Origin of the sequence: Rhizobium alarense (genome assembly GCF_021555155.1) — a bacterium.
Lineage (GTDB): Bacteria > Pseudomonadota > Alphaproteobacteria > Rhizobiales > Rhizobiaceae > Rhizobium_D > Rhizobium_D alarense.
Map to the genome: position 1 here is coordinate 23530 of NZ_JAKGBU010000011.1, position 17743 is coordinate 41272.

At 64.5% G+C, this 17743-nt stretch carries 16 protein-coding genes; 9 read left to right on the forward strand and 7 right to left on the reverse strand.

Going from position 1 to position 17743, the window contains the following annotated elements:
* Nucleotides 1–31: 31 nt before the first annotated feature.
* From LXM94_RS05400 to LXM94_RS05420, 5 genes are all read right to left on the reverse strand, one after another.
* Nucleotides 32–898 carry a carbohydrate ABC transporter permease gene (locus LXM94_RS05400; RefSeq protein WP_235770134.1) on the reverse strand — a complete coding sequence of 289 codons (867 nt, stop codon included), beginning with the start codon at nt 896–898 and terminating at the stop codon, nt 32–34.
* A 2-nt stretch (nt 899–900) separates the two neighbouring features.
* Entirely contained in the window at nt 901–1971 is a 1071-nt protein-coding gene (locus LXM94_RS05405; protein WP_235770135.1) for an ABC transporter ATP-binding protein, read from the reverse strand.
* A gap of 11 nt (nt 1972–1982) precedes the next feature.
* Complete coding sequence (locus LXM94_RS05410) at nt 1983–3065, reverse strand: ABC transporter ATP-binding protein (RefSeq protein ID WP_235770136.1); 1083 nt, start codon at nt 3063–3065, stop codon at nt 1983–1985.
* Nucleotides 3066–3104: 39 nt separating this feature from the next.
* Nucleotides 3105–4619, reverse strand: coding sequence for a glycerol-3-phosphate dehydrogenase (gene glpD, locus LXM94_RS05415; RefSeq protein WP_235770137.1), 1515 nt, complete (start codon nt 4617–4619; stop codon nt 3105–3107).
* Between the two features lie 104 nt (nt 4620–4723).
* Nucleotides 4724–5509, reverse strand: a complete 786-nt coding sequence (locus LXM94_RS05420; RefSeq protein WP_235770138.1) for a DeoR/GlpR family DNA-binding transcription regulator — start codon at nt 5507–5509, stop codon at nt 4724–4726.
* A 144-nt stretch (nt 5510–5653) separates the two neighbouring features.
* On the opposite strand from LXM94_RS05420, the gene LXM94_RS05425 reads away from it, so the two are divergent.
* Nucleotides 5654–6424, forward strand: a complete 771-nt coding sequence (locus tag LXM94_RS05425) for an SDR family NAD(P)-dependent oxidoreductase (protein WP_235770139.1) — start codon at nt 5654–5656, stop codon at nt 6422–6424.
* A 25-nt stretch (nt 6425–6449) separates the two neighbouring features.
* On the opposite strand, the gene LXM94_RS05430 is transcribed toward LXM94_RS05425, so the two are convergent.
* Nucleotides 6450–7445, reverse strand: a complete 996-nt coding sequence (locus tag LXM94_RS05430) for an MDR family oxidoreductase (RefSeq protein ID WP_235770140.1) — start codon at nt 7443–7445, stop codon at nt 6450–6452.
* Between the two features lie 98 nt (nt 7446–7543).
* Between LXM94_RS05430 and LXM94_RS05435 the strand changes: the two genes are divergently transcribed.
* From LXM94_RS05435 to LXM94_RS05460, 6 genes are all read left to right on the forward strand, one after another.
* On the forward strand, nt 7544–8437 hold the full coding sequence (locus tag LXM94_RS05435; protein ID WP_235770141.1) for a LysR family transcriptional regulator: 894 nt from the start codon (nt 7544–7546) through the stop codon (nt 8435–8437).
* A 182-nt stretch (nt 8438–8619) separates the two neighbouring features.
* Nucleotides 8620–9096, forward strand: coding sequence for a formate dehydrogenase subunit gamma (locus LXM94_RS05440; RefSeq protein WP_235770142.1), 477 nt, complete (start codon nt 8620–8622; stop codon nt 9094–9096).
* Complete coding sequence (locus LXM94_RS05445; RefSeq protein WP_235770143.1) at nt 9093–10664, forward strand: formate dehydrogenase beta subunit; 1572 nt, start codon at nt 9093–9095, stop codon at nt 10662–10664. Before LXM94_RS05440 ends, LXM94_RS05445 begins: the two co-directional genes overlap by 4 nt.
* A gap of 4 nt (nt 10665–10668) precedes the next feature.
* Complete coding sequence (gene fdhF, locus LXM94_RS05450) at nt 10669–13548, forward strand: formate dehydrogenase subunit alpha (RefSeq protein WP_235770144.1); 2880 nt, start codon at nt 10669–10671, stop codon at nt 13546–13548.
* 11 nt (nt 13549–13559) lie between these two features.
* Complete coding sequence (gene fdhD / locus LXM94_RS05455; RefSeq protein ID WP_235770145.1) at nt 13560–14399, forward strand: formate dehydrogenase accessory sulfurtransferase FdhD; 840 nt, start codon at nt 13560–13562, stop codon at nt 14397–14399.
* A 14-nt stretch (nt 14400–14413) separates the two neighbouring features.
* Entirely contained in the window at nt 14414–14722 is a 309-nt protein-coding gene (locus LXM94_RS05460; protein ID WP_235770146.1) for a formate dehydrogenase subunit delta, read from the forward strand.
* Between the two features lie 7 nt (nt 14723–14729).
* Here LXM94_RS05460 and LXM94_RS05465 read toward each other — a convergent pair whose 3' ends face one another.
* Entirely contained in the window at nt 14730–15260 is a 531-nt protein-coding gene (locus LXM94_RS05465; protein ID WP_235770147.1) for a methyltransferase family protein, read from the reverse strand.
* A 255-nt stretch (nt 15261–15515) separates the two neighbouring features.
* On the opposite strand from LXM94_RS05465, the gene LXM94_RS05470 reads away from it, so the two are divergent.
* On the forward strand, nt 15516–16376 hold the full coding sequence (locus LXM94_RS05470; RefSeq protein ID WP_235770148.1) for an alpha/beta fold hydrolase: 861 nt from the start codon (nt 15516–15518) through the stop codon (nt 16374–16376).
* A gap of 160 nt (nt 16377–16536) precedes the next feature.
* On the forward strand, nt 16537–17586 hold the full coding sequence (locus tag LXM94_RS05475; protein ID WP_235770149.1) for an aldo/keto reductase: 1050 nt from the start codon (nt 16537–16539) through the stop codon (nt 17584–17586).
* Nucleotides 17587–17743: the final 157 nt, after the last annotated feature.

Genomic DNA, 17743 nt, shown 5'->3' on the forward strand with positions numbered 1-17743 from the left:
GTGGTTGCCTGTGTGGTCATGGTTTCCTCCCTCACGCCTGTTCGTCGCTGCTGGTCATGACCGTGTAGAAGATCCACGACAGCAGAAGGATGATCAGGAAGTAGATGATGGACATCGCCGCGGCCGGGCCGAGGTCGAACTGGCCGATCGCCATCTTGACGAGGTCGATCGACAGGAAGGTGGTCGAGTTGCCGGGACCACCGCCGGTGACGACGAAGGGCTCGGTGTAGATCATGAAACTGTCCATGAAGCGCAGCAGGAAGGCGATCAGCAGCACGCGCTTCATCTTCGGCAACTGGATGTAGCGGAAAACGGCCCAGCGCGAGGCGCCGTCGATCTTGGCGGCCTGGTAATAGGCTTCCGGGATCGAGACGAGACCGGCATAGCAGAGCAGCACGACGAGGCTCGTCCAGTGCCAGACATCCATGACGATCAGCGTGATCCAGGCATCGAAGACGTTGTTGACGTAGTTGTAGTTGACGCCGAGCAGGTAGAGCGTGCGGCCGAGCAGGCCGATATCGACGCGGCCGAAGACCTGCCAGATCGTGCCGACGACGTTCCACGGGATGAGGAGCGGCAGCGCCATCAGAACGAGGCAGACAGGCACGCCGAGACCCTTCTTCGGCATGTTGAGCGCGATCAGGATGCCGAGCGGGATCTCGATCGTCAGGATGATGGCCGAGAAGAGCAGGTTGCGGCCGAGCGCTTCCCAGAAGCGGTCGGACTCGAGCACGTCCGCGAACCAGTCGGTGCCGGCCCAGAAGAACTGGTTGTTGCCGAAGGTGTCCTGGATCGAATAGTTCACCACCGTCATCAGCGGGATCACCGCCGAGAAGGCGACGAGCAGCAGAACGGGCAGGACCATGAACCAGGCCTTGTTGTTCCAGGTCTTGTTCATCGTCAGCCCTCCCTGCCGATACGCCAGCTGTCGGCGTAGATGTTGATGGCGGCCGGATCGAAGGTGACGCGCGGTTCGGCCGGGATCTCGCCATCCTCGTCGACGACGATCGCGATCGGCTTGCCGGCGAACTCGGCACGAACGATCTTCTGGCGCCCGATGTCCTCCACCTTGCTGATCGAGACAGGCATGCCGTCGCGGGAAAGCGCGATGAATTCCGGCCGGATGCCGAGCTCGGTCCTGGCGCCCACGGCGATCTGCGGCTTGTAGCCGAGCGTAAGCGTTTGCTCACCGATCTTGACGCTGCTTCCATCAATGGATGCCGGCAGCACGTTCATGCCCGGCGAGCCGATAAAATAGCCGACGAAGGTGTGGCTCGGCCGCTCGAAAAGTTCGGCCGGCGTGCCGATCTGCACGATCTGGCCGTCATACATCACGACGACCTTGTCGGCGAAGGTCAGTGCCTCGGTCTGGTCATGCGTGACATAGACCATGGTGAAGCCGAACTGGCGGTGCAGCTTCTTGAGCTGCGACCGCAGCACCCATTTCATGTGCGGATCGATGACCGTCAGCGGCTCGTCGAAGAGGATGGCGTTGACGTCGTTGCGCACGAGGCCGCGGCCGAGCGAGATCTTCTGCTTCTGGTCGGCGGTAAGACCGCGCGCCGTCTTCTTCGCCCAGTCGGCGAGATCGATCATCTCGAGGATTTCCCGCACGCGGCGGTCGACTTCAGGCTCGGCGACGCCGCGGTTGCGCAGCGGGAATGCGAGATTGTCGTAGACCGTCATCGTGTCGTAGATGACCGGGAACTGGAAGACCTGCGCGATGTTGCGCTCCTGGGTCGACAGGTAGGTCACGTCCTTGCCGTCGAAGAGGATGCGGCCTTCGGACGGCTGGAGCAGCCCCGAGATGATGTTGAGCAGCGTGGTCTTGCCGCAGCCGGAAGGGCCGAGCAGCGCATAGGCGCCGCCGTCCTTCCATTCGTGGTGCACTTCCTTCAGCGCGTAGTCGGCTTCCGACTTCGGCTTCTCGCCATAGGCGTGGCGGATGTGGTCGAGATTGATGCGTGCCATGGTCTTTCTCCTCAGGCCGCCGCCGCAGTCGGTTCGGCGATCGCCCTGCCGTCCGTGCCGAAGGCCATCAGGTGGCGCGTGTCGACGTGGATCGTGATGATCGCGTCGGGTTCGATGTCGTGGATGCCGGGCGACAGCATGACCCAGCGGCTGCCCTCGAATTCGATGTGAATGAAACTCTCCGATCCGGCGATCTCCGAGATCGCGGTGCGCACGACCAGGCTGGCGGAGGAGGCATGCTGGCTCGCGAGCGAGAGGTGATGCGGATGGAAGGCGATCGTGCAGGAGCCGTCCGGCAGGGCGGCAAGATGCGCGGGCACGGGCAGGACCGGCCTGCCGGCGACCTCGAAATGGCCACCGCTCTTCAAGACCGCCATGGTGTTGAGCGGCGGGTCGGCGAAGGTGCGGGCGGTCTTGAGATCCGTCGGGCGGCGATAGACGTCGATCGTGCTGCCGAACTGGGTGATGCGCCCCTCCGACAAGGTTGCGGTATTGCCGCCGAGAAGCAGCGCCTCGGAAGGTTCCGTCGTCGCATAGACGAAGATTGCGCCAGAGGCGGCGAAGATCTTCGGCAGTTCCTCGCGCAGTTCCTCGCGCAGCTTGTAGTCGAGATTGGCGAGCGGCTCGTCGAGCAGCACCAGGCTGGCGTTCTTGACAATGGCGCGGGCGAGGGCGGTGCGTTGCTGTTGTCCGCCGGACAGGTTGAGCGGCGTGCGGTCGAGATAGGGGCCGAGCTTCAAAAGGTCCGCAGCCTTGCGGACCTCGCGGTCGATCGTCGCCTTGTCCGCGCCCTTGATGCGCATCGGCGAAGCGATGTTCTCGTAGACCGTCAGCGCCGGATAGTTGATGAACTGCTGGTAAACCATGGCGATGCTGCGATCCTGCACACGCACGCCGGTCACATCCGCGCCGTCGAACCAGACGGAGCCGGTCGTCGGGCGATCAAGGCCCGCCATGAGGCGCATGAGCGACGTCTTGCCCGAAAGCGTCGGACCGAGCAGCACGTTGAGCGTGCCGCGTTCGAGCACGAGATTGGTCGGGTGGATATGCGTTTCCGCCCCCGCCATCTTCGTGATGTTCCTGAGTTCAAGCATTCATGTCTCCAATGTTCCTCCCAGCCATCGGACTCGGCGCTAGTGGGTCGACCTGTTGGCCTCCGCCATATAGTCTTCCAGCGCGGCCACTTCGGCGGCGGTGAGATGCAATCCACGTTTCGTGCGACGCCACAGCACGTCCTCCGCGTGCCGGGCCCATTCCTCCTTCATCAGCCAGCGGACTTCGGCCTCATAGAGGTCGCTGCCGAAGTGGCGGCCGAGGTCGGCAAGCGATGTTGCCGAACCCAGTATCGCCGCTGCGTTGGTTCCATACAAGCGAACGAGACGGCGGCCATGGTCTTTCGTAAGAAACGGGTGACTTTTTGAAAGTGCGGCCACCTGCGCATCGAAGGTCGTGGCCGGAAAGTCGCCGCCCGGCAGGCGAGAATTCGCGGTCCATTTCACGCCCTTGTCGCCGATCGCCTCGCCGATCTTCTCAAGGGCGGATTCCGCCAGGCGGCGATAGGTGGTGAGCTTGCCGCCGAAGATATTGAGAAGCGGCGCCTGCGTGCCGCCACCCTCGAGCTTCAGCACGTAGTCGCGGGTCGCTTCCTGCGCCTTGCTCGCGCCGTCGTCGAACAGCGGCCGCACGCCCGAATAGGTCCAGACGATGTCGTCCGACCGGACGGGTTCGGCAAAATATTCGCTGGCGGACCGGCAGAGATAGTCGATCTCCTCGTCGCTGATACGCACGTCGCGCGGATCGCCCTGGTAATCCCGGTCCGTCGTGCCGATCAGCGTGAAGTCTTCTTCGTAAGGTATGGCGAACATGATCCGCCCATCCGGGTTCTGGAAGAAATAAGCACGCGGATCGGCGAATTTCTTCTTCACCACGATATGGCTGCCCTGGACGAGCCGTACATTGTGAACGTCGTTGCGGCCGAGCGAGGTGGCGAGCACCTTGTCCACCCAAGGACCGGCAGCGTTGACCAGCATGCGGGCGCGCACGGTCTCGCGGTCTCCGGTCTCCGTATTTTCTGTCTCGACGTTCCAGTGACCGTTCTCGCGGCGCGCCGCGACGACCTTTGTGCGAACCCTTATGTCGGCGCCGCGGTCGGCGGCGTCGCGGGCGTTGAGCACGACGAGGCGCGCATCGTCGACCCATCCGTCCGAATATTCGAAGGCCTTGCGGAACAGGCTCTTCAGCGGCTTGCCGGACGGATCTCGCGCCATGTCCAGCGTGCGCGTCGCCGGCAGCAGCTTGCGGCCGCCGATATGGTCATAAAGAAAGAGGCCGAGGCGGATGAGCCAGGCGGGGCGCAGGCCGCCTTTCTGGAAGGGCAGGACGAAGCGCATCGGCCAGATGACGTGCGGCGCCATCGCCCACAGCACTTCGCGTTCCATCAGCGCTTCCCGCACGAGGCGGAACTCGTAGTGCTCGAGATAGCGCAGGCCGCCATGAATGAGTTTCGTGGAGGCGGATGAGGTGCCGGACGCGAAATCCTTCATCTCGGCGAGCACGACGGAATATCCACGGCCCGCCGCATCACGTGCGATGCCGCAGCCGTTGATGCCGCCGCCAATGACAAAGATGTCCTGGATCACGTCGTCCACTGAATATTCCCCTCCCATTTCGCATTGCACAATTTTGCGCATATGCGAAAGCAAGAAGAGTTAAAACGAAAACCGTTCGAATGTCAAACGAATGTCTAAGGAAATTACGATGCCTTTGCCGCGGGATTTTCGAGCGTTTCCACGAGACGGACGTCATGTTCGACGCAGATGTCGCGAATCACGTCCACCGGACAGTGGTCCGTGATGAACGTATGCACCTGGGAAAGATGGCCGATCCGCACGGGTGCCGTGCGCTCGAACTTCGTCGAATCCGACACAAGGATGACATGGCGGGCATTGGCGATGATCGCCTGCGCCACTTTGACCTCCCGATAGTCGAAGTCGAGCAGCGCACCGTCGTGGTCGATGGCGGAAACGCCGATGACGGCATAGTCCACCTTGAACTGCCGGATGAAGTCGACCGCCGCCTCGCCGACGATGCCGCCGTCCGCGCCCCGTACGACCCCGCCGGCGATCACCACCTCTATCGACGGGTAAACACGCAACCTGTTGGCCACATTGATGTTGTTGGTGATGACCATCAGTTCCCGGTGATCCAGCAGCGCCTCGCCGACGGCTTCGGTCGTGGTGCCGATATTGATGAAGAGCGACGAATTGTCGGGGATCATGCTGGCGGCTGCCTTGCCGATCGCCTGTTTTTCGGGCGCGGCGATCGAGCGGCGCGCCTCGTATTTGACATTCTCGTTGCCGCTCGGAAAGAGCGCGCCGCCATGGATGCGGGTCAGCACCTTGTTGTCGCAAAGGTCGTTCAGATCCTTCCGGATCGTCTGCGGCGTAACGGAGAAGCGCGTTGCAAGATCCTCGACGAGAACACGGCCCTCAACCTTCGCCAGGTCCAGGATTTCCGTCTGGCGGCCCGTCAGAAACATAAGCACCTCCCTTTGCTTTCGTTTTCTTTCATAATATCGGAAAACGAAAGCGTAGCAATTCGTCCCGGGCATCTTCTTGGAGCTCCGGCGCTTTTTTGTGATACTGGCCGCAGACCGGCTGTCCGCATGAGGAGGAGATGCGCCATGTTCCACCCGTCCCTGTTCAAGGGCGCCAGCGTCGTCGTCACCGGCGCCGGACGCGGCATAGGGCTCGAAGTGGCCCGGCAGTTCCTGGATTGCGGCGCGCATGTGCTGCTGCACGGCGGGCGGAGCCAGCAGGGGGCGATGCCCGAATTTCTCGAAAGCGCGATCGCCGAGGCGCGCGCACATGTGGTGCACGCGGATTTCCTCGCGCCGGGCGGCGTCGATCGTGTCGTAAGCCGGGTCGACAGCCTGTTTCCGCAGGTCGATGTGCTGGTGAACAATGCCGGCACGATGGTCGGGCGATACCCGGCGGGCGAACTCACGGACGAGCAATATGAAACGGTGGTGCGCCTCAACCAGACGTCGGTCGTCGCGGTGACGCGCGGCCTGCTGCCCTATCTGCGCCGCGCGCCGCATGCGGCGATCGTCAACACCGTCTCGATCTCGGCGCTGACCGGCGGGAGTCCCGGCTCAGCGATCTATTCGGCGACGAAGGCCTTCGTCTCCACCTATTCCAAGGCTCTTGCCCGCGAACTCGCACCCGACGGCATCCGCGTCAACTGCGTCTCGCCGGGGACCATCACGACGGATTTCCACGAGCGCTATTCCTCGCCGGAAAAGCTGGAGGCGACGCGCCGAACGATCCCGCTGCAGCGCCTCGGCACGGCGGAGGATTGCGCGCCGGCCTATCTGTTCCTCGCCGCGCAGGCGCTGTCCGGCTACGTGACCGGACAGGTTCTCGAGGTGAATGGCGGCCAGCTCATCTGCTGACCGCGTCTTGTGGCACGGGGGGTGCTCAGCGCCGGACGTCGATGACCGCACGGCCCCTGATGCCGCCCTTGAGGATCGACTGCGCCAGGTCCGGCAGATCGGCGAGCCCATATTCGCTCACCATGCCGGTGAGCTTGTCGAAGGGCAGGTCCGTCGCGAGCCGGTGCCAGGCATCGAGCCGCTGGTCGTAGGGCCGCATGACGGAATCGATGCCGATCAAACTGACGCCCCTGAGCAGGAAGGGTATGACGGTAAAGGAAGGCACGGCCGCGCCGCCGGCGAGACCGATCGCGGCAACCGGCGCACCGTATTTCATCTGCTTGAGGACGCGTCCCAGCATCTCGCCGCCGACCGCGTCGATGGCGGCGGCCCAGCGTTCCGATTCAAGTGGCTTGCTGCTCGGTTCGGCAAGCGCTGCGCGGTCGACGATTTCCGTCGCGCCGAGTTCCTTCAGGTAGCCGGCCGCCTCCGGCCGCCCGGTCACGGCGGCGATCTCGTAGCCGAGCTTTGCCAGGATCGCCACGGCGACCGAGCCGACGCCGCCGGCAGCACCGGTGACCAGCACCTCGCCGCGCGTCGGCGACAGCCCCGCCTTTTCAAGTGCCGTGACGGCGAGCATGGCCGTGAGGCCCGCCGTGCCGATCGCCATCGCCTGCCGCGTCGAGATTTCGTCGGGCAGCGGCACCAGCCAGTCCGCCTTCACCCGGGCGCGGGTCGCGTGGCCGCCCCACCGGATCTCGCCGACGCGCCAGCCGGTCAGAACCACCCGGTCGCCGCGCCGGAAGCGTGGATCGTCCGACGTTTCCACCGTGCCGGCGAAGTCGACGCCCGGAACGTGCGGAAAATTGCGCACGAGGCCGCCCTTGCCCTCGATGCACAGCGCGTCCTTGTAGTTGAGGGTCGAATATTCGACCGCCACCGTGACGTCGCCGTTCGGCAGCAGGCCGTCGTCGAGGTCCTTGACGGAGGCGACGATCGCGCCATCCTCGTTCTTTTCCACCAGCAACGCCCGGAAGGTCATGCTCCGCTCCCTGTATTTCCCGTTCACCCTCTATATGGCGCAAGAGGTTTGTGCCGCCACCGTTCTTTTGTATGAAGGGGAGGGGAGCGGAGGGTCGCATGATCGACAAGCTGGAATATTTCATCGCGCTTGCCCGGGAGCGGCATTTCGCCCGCGCCGCGGAGGAACTCGGCATTTCCCAGCCGACCCTTTCGGCGGCGATCCGGCAGCTTGAGGACCAACTCGGCGTCATGCTCGTCAATCGCGGCTCGCGTTTCCAGGGGCTGACACCGGAAGGCCAGCGGGTGCTCGAATGGGCGCGCCGTATCGTCGGCGACGCACGCACCATGCGCGAGGAGATGCGCGCGGCACGCACCGGCCTGTCCGGCCATATCCGGCTCGCCGCCATCCCGACGACTCTTGCCATGGTGCCGAAGGTGACCGCGCCGTTCCAGCGGAAGCATCCGGACGTCACCTTCTCCGTCTTTTCCACCAATTCGCTGCAGATCCTCAGCCTGCTCGAAAACCTTGAGATCGACGCTGGCCTCACCTACCTGGAAAACGAGCCGCTCGGGCGCGTCACGAGCGTGCCCCTCCTGCAGGAGCACTACTGTCTCGTGACGGCGAAGGGCGGTCCCTTTGCGGATCGCGAACGGGTGACATGGAAGGAGGCGGGCGATCTTAGCCTTTGTCTATTGACCGCCGACATGCAAAACCGGCGCATCATCAACCGGCACTTTGCGGAAGCGGGCGTCGCGGTGAAGCCGACGCTCGAGTCGAACTCGATGATCGTGCTCTTCTCGCATGTACGAACGGGGCACTGGTGCAGCATTATGCCGCGAAACGTGGCGAAATCGTTCGGATTTCATGAGGAAATTAGTGTAGTTTCTCTCGTGGAACCGGAACCTCACCATATGGTCGGCCTCGTCGCAACCCACCGCGAACCTTTCACGCCCCTTGTCTCGGCGTTGCTGCACGAGGCGCGAATACTCGCGGAGATTGGTCTCGATTGATAGTTTTTTTCTATCATTCGACGGGACTGCATTATTGACCCCCTTCCGCATCCTTGAGAAGCTTGTCGGATCAAGGCGCGAGGATCGATGGTTGCGATCCCGCCGGCCGCAAGAGGAGTTGCGGGCCGGTGCGGAATCCCCGGAAGCGAGGCTTCGATCGTCGCGATGCGGGAGGTCTGTTCATGAATCTGCACGTATCCGGCGACGTCGGAGCGAGAACTTTGGCGATCGTCGCCGAACTGAAGGGGCTCGAAGGGCCGCTGTTGCCCATCCTGCACGAGATACAGGCCGAGTTCGGCTATGTGCCGCAGGAAAGCCTGCCGGTGATCGCGCGGGAACTCAACCTGTCGCGCGCCGAGGTGCACGGCGTCGTCACCTTCTACCATGACTATCGCGATCACCCGACCGGACGCCATGTGCTGAAGCTCTGTCGCGCCGAAGCCTGCCAGTCGATGGGCGGCGATGCGCTCGCCGAGCGCGTCAAATCGCTGCTCAGCATCGAGTTCCACCAGACGACGCCGGATGGGGCGGTGACGCTCGAACCCGTCTACTGTCTCGGGCTCTGTTCCTGCGCACCCGCCGTGATGCTCGACGGCGAGGTGTTTGGCCGGATGGATGTCGAGACGGCCCGGGAGATGATCGCGGAGGCGCGCCGATGACCGTTCGCCTCTATGTCCCGCGCGATGCCGCCGCCCTCGCTCTGGGTGCCGAGAAGGTTGCCAAGGCCTTCGCCGAGGAAATCGCGAGCCGCAATCTCGACGTCGTGATCGTGCGCAACGGCTCGCGCGGCCTGCACTGGCTGGAGCCGCTGGTCGAGGTGGAGACCGCGAACGGGCGCATCGCCTACGGCCCGGTCAAGGCGTCCGACGTCGCCGGCCTGCTCGATGCGGGTCTTGTGGAAGGCAAGGCGCACGCGCTCTGTCTCGGGCCGACGGAGGAGATTCCGTTCCTGAAGACCCAGACACGGCTGACCTTCGCCCGCTGCGGCATCACCGATCCGGTCTCGCTCGACGACTATAAGGCCCATGGCGGACTGCGCGGTCTCGAAAAGGCGACCGGCATGGTGCCGGCCGACGTGGTCCAGCAGGTCACCGACAGCGGCCTGCGCGGTCGCGGCGGCGCCGGCTTCCCGACCGGCATCAAGTGGAAGACCGTGCACGACGCGCCCATAAATGCAGAGAAGGGCGAGAGGAAATATATCGTCTGCAATGCCGACGAGGGCGACAGCGCCACCTTTGCCGACCGCATGATCATGGAGGGCGATCCCTTCGTGCTGATCGAGGGCATGGCGATTGCCGGGCTTGCGACGGGCGCGACGAAGGGTTTCGTCTATATCCGCTCGGAATATCCGCATGCCATTGCCGTGATGAACGAGGCCGTGACGGTGGCGCGTGCCGCCGGCGTGCTCGGGCAGTCGGTCATCGGTTCCGGCAAGGCCTTCGACATGGAAATCCGCGTTGGCGCCGGCGCCTATGTCTGCGGCGAGGAAACGGCGCTGCTGAACAGCCTGGAAGGCAAGCGCGGCATCGTGCGCGCCAAGCCGCCGCTGCCGGCGCTCCAAGGCTTCATGGGCCGACCGACCGTGGTCAACAACGTCATCTCGCTCGCCTCCGTGCCGATCATTCTGGACAAGGGTGCCGCCTTCTACAAGGATTTCGGCATGGGCCGCTCGCGCGGCACGATCCCGATCCAGATCGCCGGCAACGTCAGGCATGGCGGCCTCTACGAGACCGCCTTCGGCCTGACGCTGGGCCAGATCGTCGATACTATCGGCGGCGGCACGGCAACGGGCCGGCCGGTGAAGGCGGTGCAGGTCGGCGGGCCGCTCGGCGCCTATTTCCCGCGCGCGCTGTTCGATACGCCCTTCGACTACGAGTCCTTCGCGGCCAAGGACGGGCTGATCGGCCATGCCGGCATCACCGTCTTCGACGACACGGCCGACATGCTGAAGCAGGCGCGCTTCGCCATGGAATTCTGCGCCGTCGAAAGCTGCGGCAAGTGCACGCCCTGTCGCATCGGCTCGACGCGCGGCGTCGAGACGGCCGACCGGATTGCGCAGGGCATCGAGCCCGAGAAGAACCGCGAACTTCTGGCTGACCTCTGCAATACGATGAAGTTCGGTTCGCTCTGCGCGCTCGGCGGCTTCACGCCCTATCCGGTCATGAGCGCGATGAACCATTTCCCCGAAGATTTCTCGCCGGCGCCGGCCGCCGAAGCAGCGGAGTGATTCCATGTCCCTCGTTCCAGAAATCGACTATGGCACGCCCGCTTCCCGCTCCGAAAAGACGGTGACGCTCACCGTCGACGGGTTCGAGATCACCGTGCCGGAAGGCACCTCCGTCATGCGCGCCTCGATGGAGGCCGGCATCCAGATCCCGAAGCTCTGCGCCACCGACATGGTGGACGCCTTCGGCTCCTGCCGGCTCTGCCTTGTGGAAATCGAGGGGCGCAACGGCACGCCGTCCTCCTGCACCACGTCGGTGGCGCCCGGCATGGTCGTGCACACGCAGACGGGGCGGTTGAAGCAGCTTCGCAAGGGTGTGATGGAGCTCTACATCTCCGACCATCCGCTCGACTGTCTGACCTGCGCGGCCAATGGCGACTGCGAGCTGCAGGACATGGCCGGTGCCGTCGGCCTGCGCGACGTGCGTTATGGTTACGAGGGCGACAACCACGTCAAGGCCCGTAACAATGGCGACATCAACGCCAAGTGGATGCCGAAGGACGAGTCGAACCCCTATTTCACCTATGATCCGTCGAAGTGCATCGTCTGCTCGCGCTGCGTTCGCGCCTGCGAGGAGGTGCAGGGCACCTTCGCGCTGACGATCGAGGGTCGCGGCTTCGAAAGCCGGGTGTCGCCCGGGATGCACGAAAATTTCGTCGAGTCCGAATGCGTCTCCTGCGGCGCCTGCGTGCAGGCCTGCCCGACGGCGACGCTGACGGAAAAGTCGGTCATCAACATCGGCCAGCCGGAACATTCGGTCGTCACCACCTGCGCCTATTGCGGCGTCGGCTGTTCCTTCAAGGCGGAAATGCGCGGCGAGGAACTCGTGCGCATGGTGCCCTGGAAGGACGGGCAGGCGAACCGCGGCCATTCCTGCGTCAAGGGCCGCTTCGCCTGGGGTTACGCCACTCACAAAGAGCGCATCCTCAACCCGATGATCCGCGAAAACATCTCGGATCCGTGGCGTGAAGTCACCTGGGAAGAAGCGTTCTCCCACGTCGCTTCCGAGTTTCGCCGCATCCAGTATCAGTATGGCCGCGAATCGATCGGCGGCATCACCTCGTCGCGCTGCACCAACGAGGAAACCTATCTCGTCCAGAAGCTGATCCGCGCCGGCTTCGGCAACAACAATGTCGATACATGCGCCCGCGTCTGTCATTCGCCGACCGGCTACGGCCTCGGCCAGGCTTTCGGCACCTCGGCCGGCACGCAGAACTTCGATTCTGTCGAGTATACCGACGTCGTCATCGTCATCGGCGCCAATCCGACGGATGGCCACCCGGTCTTCGCCTCGCGGCTGAAGAAGCGGCTGCGCCAGGGCGCCAAGCTCATCGTCATCGATCCGCGCCGCATCGATCTCGTCAAGGGGCCACATGTCGAGGCTTCCTATCACCTGCCGCTGAAGCCGGGCACCAATGTCGCGATCGTCACGGCACTCGCTCATGTCATCGTGACGGAGGGGCTCTACGACGAGGCCTTCATCCGCGAGCGCTGCGACTGGTCGGAATTCGAGGACTGGGCCTCCTTCGTCGCCGAACCGCGCCACAGCCCGGAAGAAGTGGAGAAATTCTCCGGCGTCAAGGCGGACCTGATCCGCGGTGCCGCCCGGCTCTTTGCGACCGGCGGCAACGGCGCAATCTATTACGGCCTCGGCGTCACCGAGCACAGCCAGGGCTCGACGACCGTGATGGGGATCGCCAACCTCGCGATGGCGACCGGCAATATCGGCCGCCCGGGTGTCGGCGTGAACCCGCTGCGCGGCCAGAACAACGTGCAGGGCTCCTGCGACATGGGCTCGTTCCCGCACGAGCTGCCCGGCTACCGCCACATCTCGGACGACGCGACGCGCGACATCTTCGAGAAGCTCTGGGGCGTCACGCTCAACAACGAGCCGGGCCTGCGCATCCCGAACATGCTGGACGCCGCCGTCGATGGTTCGTTCAAGGGCATCTACATCCAGGGCGAGGACATCCTCCAGTCCGACCCGGACACGAAACATGTGTCGGCCGGTCTCGCCGCGATGGAATGCGTCGTCGTGCAGGATCTCTTCCTGAACGAGACGGCCAACTACGCCCATGTCTTCCTGCCGGGCTCGACCTTCCTCGAGAAGGACGGCACCTTCACCAATGCCGAGCGCCGCATCAACCGCGTGCGCCGCGTGATGACGCCGAAGAACGGCCTTGCCGACTGGGAAGTCACCCAGAAGCTCGCGCAGGCAATGGGCCTCGACTGGAACTACACCCATCCCTCGCAGGTCATGGACGAGATCGCGGCGACGACGCCGAGCTTTGCGCTCGTCTCCTACGACTATCTCGAGAAGATGGGCTCGGTGCAGTGGCCCTGCAACGAGAAGGCGCCGGAAGGCTCGCCGATCATGCATGTCAACGGTTTCGTGCGCGGCAAGGGCAAGTTCATCCGCACCGAATATGTCGCGACCGACGAGAAGACCGGCCCGCGCTTCCCGCTGCTGCTGACGACCGGCCGCATCCTCAGCCAGTACAATGTGGGCGCGCAGACCCGGCGCACGGAAAACGTCGTCTGGCATGCGGAAGACGTGCTCGAAATCCATCCGCACGACGCTGAAAACCGCGGCATCCGCGAGGGCGACTGGGTGCGGCTTGCCAGCCGATCCGGCGACACGACGCTGAGGGCGGTCATCACCGATCGCGTGGCGCCGGGCGTCGTCTACACGACTTTTCACCATCCGAACACGCAGGCGAACGTCATCACCACCGACTTCTCCGACTGGGCAACCAACTGCCCGGAATATAAGGTGACGGCCGTGCAGGTCTCGCCCTCCAACGGTCCGTCGGAGTGGCAGGTCGAATATGACGAACTCGCCCGCCAGTCGCGCCGGATCTCCGGCAAGCTGGAGGCGGCGGAGTAAGGACGGTTCCCGTGCCGGACATCGCAACGACGGCCCTCGTTTCCGAACGTGCCCGCCGCAACGGGCGGCTTGCCGACGGCAGCCGCGTCGTTCCGGAGGAGACGGCGATCGCCTTTTCCTATGCGGGGTCGACCCATGCCGTCATGATGGCGACGCCGGCCGATCTCGAGGATTTCGCGGTCGGCTTCAGCCTCACCGAAGGCATCATCGCCGATCCGTCCGAGATCGAGGCGATCGAGCCGGTGGTCGAGGACAAGGGCATCGACGTGCAGATCCGCCTGGCGGACGCGCGGAACGACGCGCTCGTCGCGCGCCGGCGCCACATGGCGGGGCCTGTCGGCTGCGGTCTCTGCGGCATCGAATCGATCGAGCAGGCGGTGCGCGAGACGCCGTCAGTGCGTGTGTCTCCGCTTACGTTGTCGGAAGACGAGGTAGCGGAGGCGGTTCACCTGCTGAACGGTCAACAGCCGCTGCATATGGCGACGCGCGCCGTACATGGTGCGGGATTCTATGTGCCGGGACAGGGGTTGATCGCGGTCCGGGAAGACGTCGGCCGGCACAATGCGCTCGACAAGCTGGCGGGTGCTGCCGCGCGCGCGGGCTACAAGGGTGCGGCCGGTGCCGTCGTCGTCACCAGCCGGGTTTCGGTCGAGATGGTGCAGAAGACGGCGATCGTCGGCAGCCCCTTCATCATCGCCATTTCCGCGCCGACGGCGCTTGCCATCCGCACGGCGGAACAGGCGGGCATGACGCTGATCGCGCTGGTGCGCGGCGACGAGTTCGAGATTTTCACCGGGGCCGAGCGCGTCCCGTCGGCGAGCGCCGCGGCGCTGAAGGCCGGCAACGGCTAGAGGGGAACAAAGGCATGTCCACCGATCAGAAGCTTGTGCGCATGGCGAACCAGATCGCCACGTTCTTCCATTCCCAGCCGCGGGAAGACGGCCCGCTGGGTGTCGCCACCCACATCAACAAGTTCTGGGAGCCGCGCATGCGTCGCGCGCTCTTCGAGATCATCGACCACCATGGCGGCGAGGGGCTGGACAGTCTCGTCATGGCGGCCGCGCCCCTGATCCGGCGACCGCATGCCGATCCGGACACGAGGGCGGGGACAGGCGGCGGTGCGCCCGGCGGCAAGGGTTCTGGCGAAGCGCTTTCGGAAACGAGCGCGCCCTGATTCGACGTCAGCCCCGCGTCAGGCGCGGAAACAGGAAACCCGTCCGGCTCTTGTAGTCTGCATAGGTGGGGGCGAGCGCGGTGTTGCCGAACTTGCGCTCCTCGTCGCGGGCGGCGACAATGTAGATTGCCACGAAGGCGACGACCGGCACGATGGCCCAGATCGTCTGCGTCGCGAGCGCCCAGCCGGACCAGAAGACGATATAGGACGAATAGAAGGGATGCCGGACATAGCGGTAGGGGCCTTCCGTCACGATGCTGTCCGGATGGTCGGCATCGAAGGCGAAACGCAGCCGTGCCCGGCGCGAGGCGGAGACGGCCCACCAGAAGAGCACCGCGGCGGCGATCTCCAGCAGAAGGCCTATGCCCTGCGCGGTCCCCGACTGCTCCCTCGACCAGATCAGGTAGAGGAAGAAGAGGGTCGAAGCGGTCACGGCCGCCGAGATCACCTTCGCGCCGTCCGGCATCGTCGGCGACGAAAAGTGCCCCTTCAGCGACCATGTATAGAACCCGACGACCATCAGGCTCACGATCGTCACCGCAATATCCAGCACCACCATCGCACCGCTCAATCGTTCGTGCAGGGCGCAGGCTGCTCCTTCGGCCGGAAGCCTCTGCCCCAAGAAGGGAGAACCATAGCGGCTGGTCGGCGGGGTGGCAATGCGGCGGCTGCGGTCGCCAGAGGATGTCCCATTTAAAGCAAGCGGTTAGGTTTTCTTCACGATAGATGTGCACACTCCGTAGAGGTTATCGTGAGACTGTGCGGCATGCGCTCTTCAGACCGATCCCATCCAGTGCGAGCAAGGACGTTTTCCATCCCGACCCGCTGCGGCGCGGTCGTCGTGACCGATGTCGGCGGTTCCGGCTTTCCCCTGCTGCTGATCCACGGGTCGTCCTATTCCGCCCGTGTCTTCGAGAAGCAGTTCGACAGCGAACTTGCGCGGCACTGGCGGCTGATCGCAGTGGACCTTCCGGGGCACGGCCGGTCGGAGGATGCTGCCGATCCGCAGTCGGGGTACACGGTCAGCGGTCTTGCGGACTGCCTGGCAGAGGTGCTCCGCCGCTGCCGCCTGTCGCGCGTCGTCGTCTATGGCTGGTCGCTCGGCGGGCATGTGGCGATCGAACTGCTGGCGCGCAACGCCGCCATTGCGGGCCTGGTCTGCGGCGGCGCGCCGCCGGTTCAGGGCGGTTTCCTCGGCATGCTGAAAGGCTTCAGCCCGTCGTTCGACCTGCTGCTCGCGTCGAAGCAGACCTTCACGCCGCGCGATGCAGAGCGTTTCGAGCGGCTGTGCTTCGGCCGCCGCTCCGATGGCCGGTTCCGCGACGACATCCTGCGATCCGATGGCCGCATGCGGGCGATCTTCACCCAGAGCATGATGCGCGGCGACGGCACCGACCAGCGCCGGGCCATCGAGACTGCCGAGGTGCCGGTGGCCTTCGTCAACGGCGCCGACGAACCGTTCGTCCGTCTCGGCTATTTCGACGGGCTGTCGGTGCCGATGCTTCATGGCGGCGAGCCGCAGCTTATCGAGGGAGCGGGCCATGCGCCGTTCTGGGAGCAGCCCGAAGCCTTCAATGCCTTCGTCGACCGTTTCATGTTGTCCGTGATGGAGAACGAGGTTCGGCGGAAAAAGCGGCGCGTCGCACGGGCATGACGACGCGGGGTCTTGCAACCCTCGCCACCGGGTTCCTATATCCCTTGTGCAGCAAGAAGGCGCAGCTATAAGCGCCGCGTCCGCGCCCTGCGGACCTTAAAAGCACGATCACGATATTTCAGCCATCATCAACCGACCGCACAGGCGGGGGAGTTTTTCCATGCGCTACAATCAATTGGGCAATACCGGCCTTTTCGTCTCCGAACTTTGCCTCGGAACAATGACCTTCGGCGAGGCCGGCGGGGCGAGCCTCTGGGGCCAGATCGCCGACCTCGATCAGCAGGCGGCCGATGCCATTGTCGCACGGGCGCTCGGCGCCGGCATCAATTTCATCGACACGGCGGACGTCTATTCCTTCGGTCAGTCGGAACGCATTCTCGGCCAGGCGTTGAAGAACCTTGGCGTCAAGCGCAAAGACGTCGTCATCGCCACCAAGTTCCTCGGACAGACGGGCGAGGGGCCGAACGACCGCGGCGCCTCGCGCGGTCACATCATGGATTCCGTCGAGGCGAGCCTCGAGCGGCTGCAGACGGACCATATCGACCTCTACCAGATCCACGGCACGGACATGGTGACGCCGATCGAGGAGACGCTGCGGGCGCTCGACGATCTCGTGAGCCGCGGCCTCGTCCGCTATGTCGGGCTTTCCAACTGGCAGGCCTGGCGCGTTGCCAAGGCGCTCGGCATTTCGGAGCGACGCGGTTATGCCCGGTTCGAGACGATCCAGGCCTATTATTCGATCGCCGGCCGGGACCTGGAGCGCGAGATCGTGCCGCTCATGAACGAGGAGAAGCTGGGCCTCATGGTCTGGTCGCCGCTTGCAGGCGGGTTGCTCTCCGGCAAATATGGTCCCGGCGCGCCCGGCAATGGCGAGGGTCGCAGGGCGAATTTCGACTTTCCGCCGGTCGACAAGGACAAGGCCTGGGACGTCGTCGCCGTCATGCGGGTGATCGCCGAGACGCGCGGCGTCAGCGTCGCCGAAGTGGCGCTCGCCTACATCCTTGCCAAGCCCTTCGTCACCAGCGTCATCATCGGGGCAAAGCGCATGGAACAGCTCGAGCAGAACCTGAAGGCCGTCGACCTCGCATTGGGGCCCGACGAGTTGCTAAGGCTCGACGAGGTGAGCGCGCTTGCGCCCGAATATCCCGGCTGGATGGTGGCACGACAGACGGCGGCCCGCCGACCGGAACCCTTCGTCGCGAACGCTTGACGCCAAAGGCCACCGCCCGCAGTCCGGCACGGGCGGTTTTGCTTTCGCGCCGGCTCTGCTATCTGTTCCCAAGAGGCAGAGGCCGGCGCAACGCGGGGAGGGTCGTCATTGCATACGGAAGCGTTGCGCAAGACCGCGGAGGCAGAACGAGACCCCG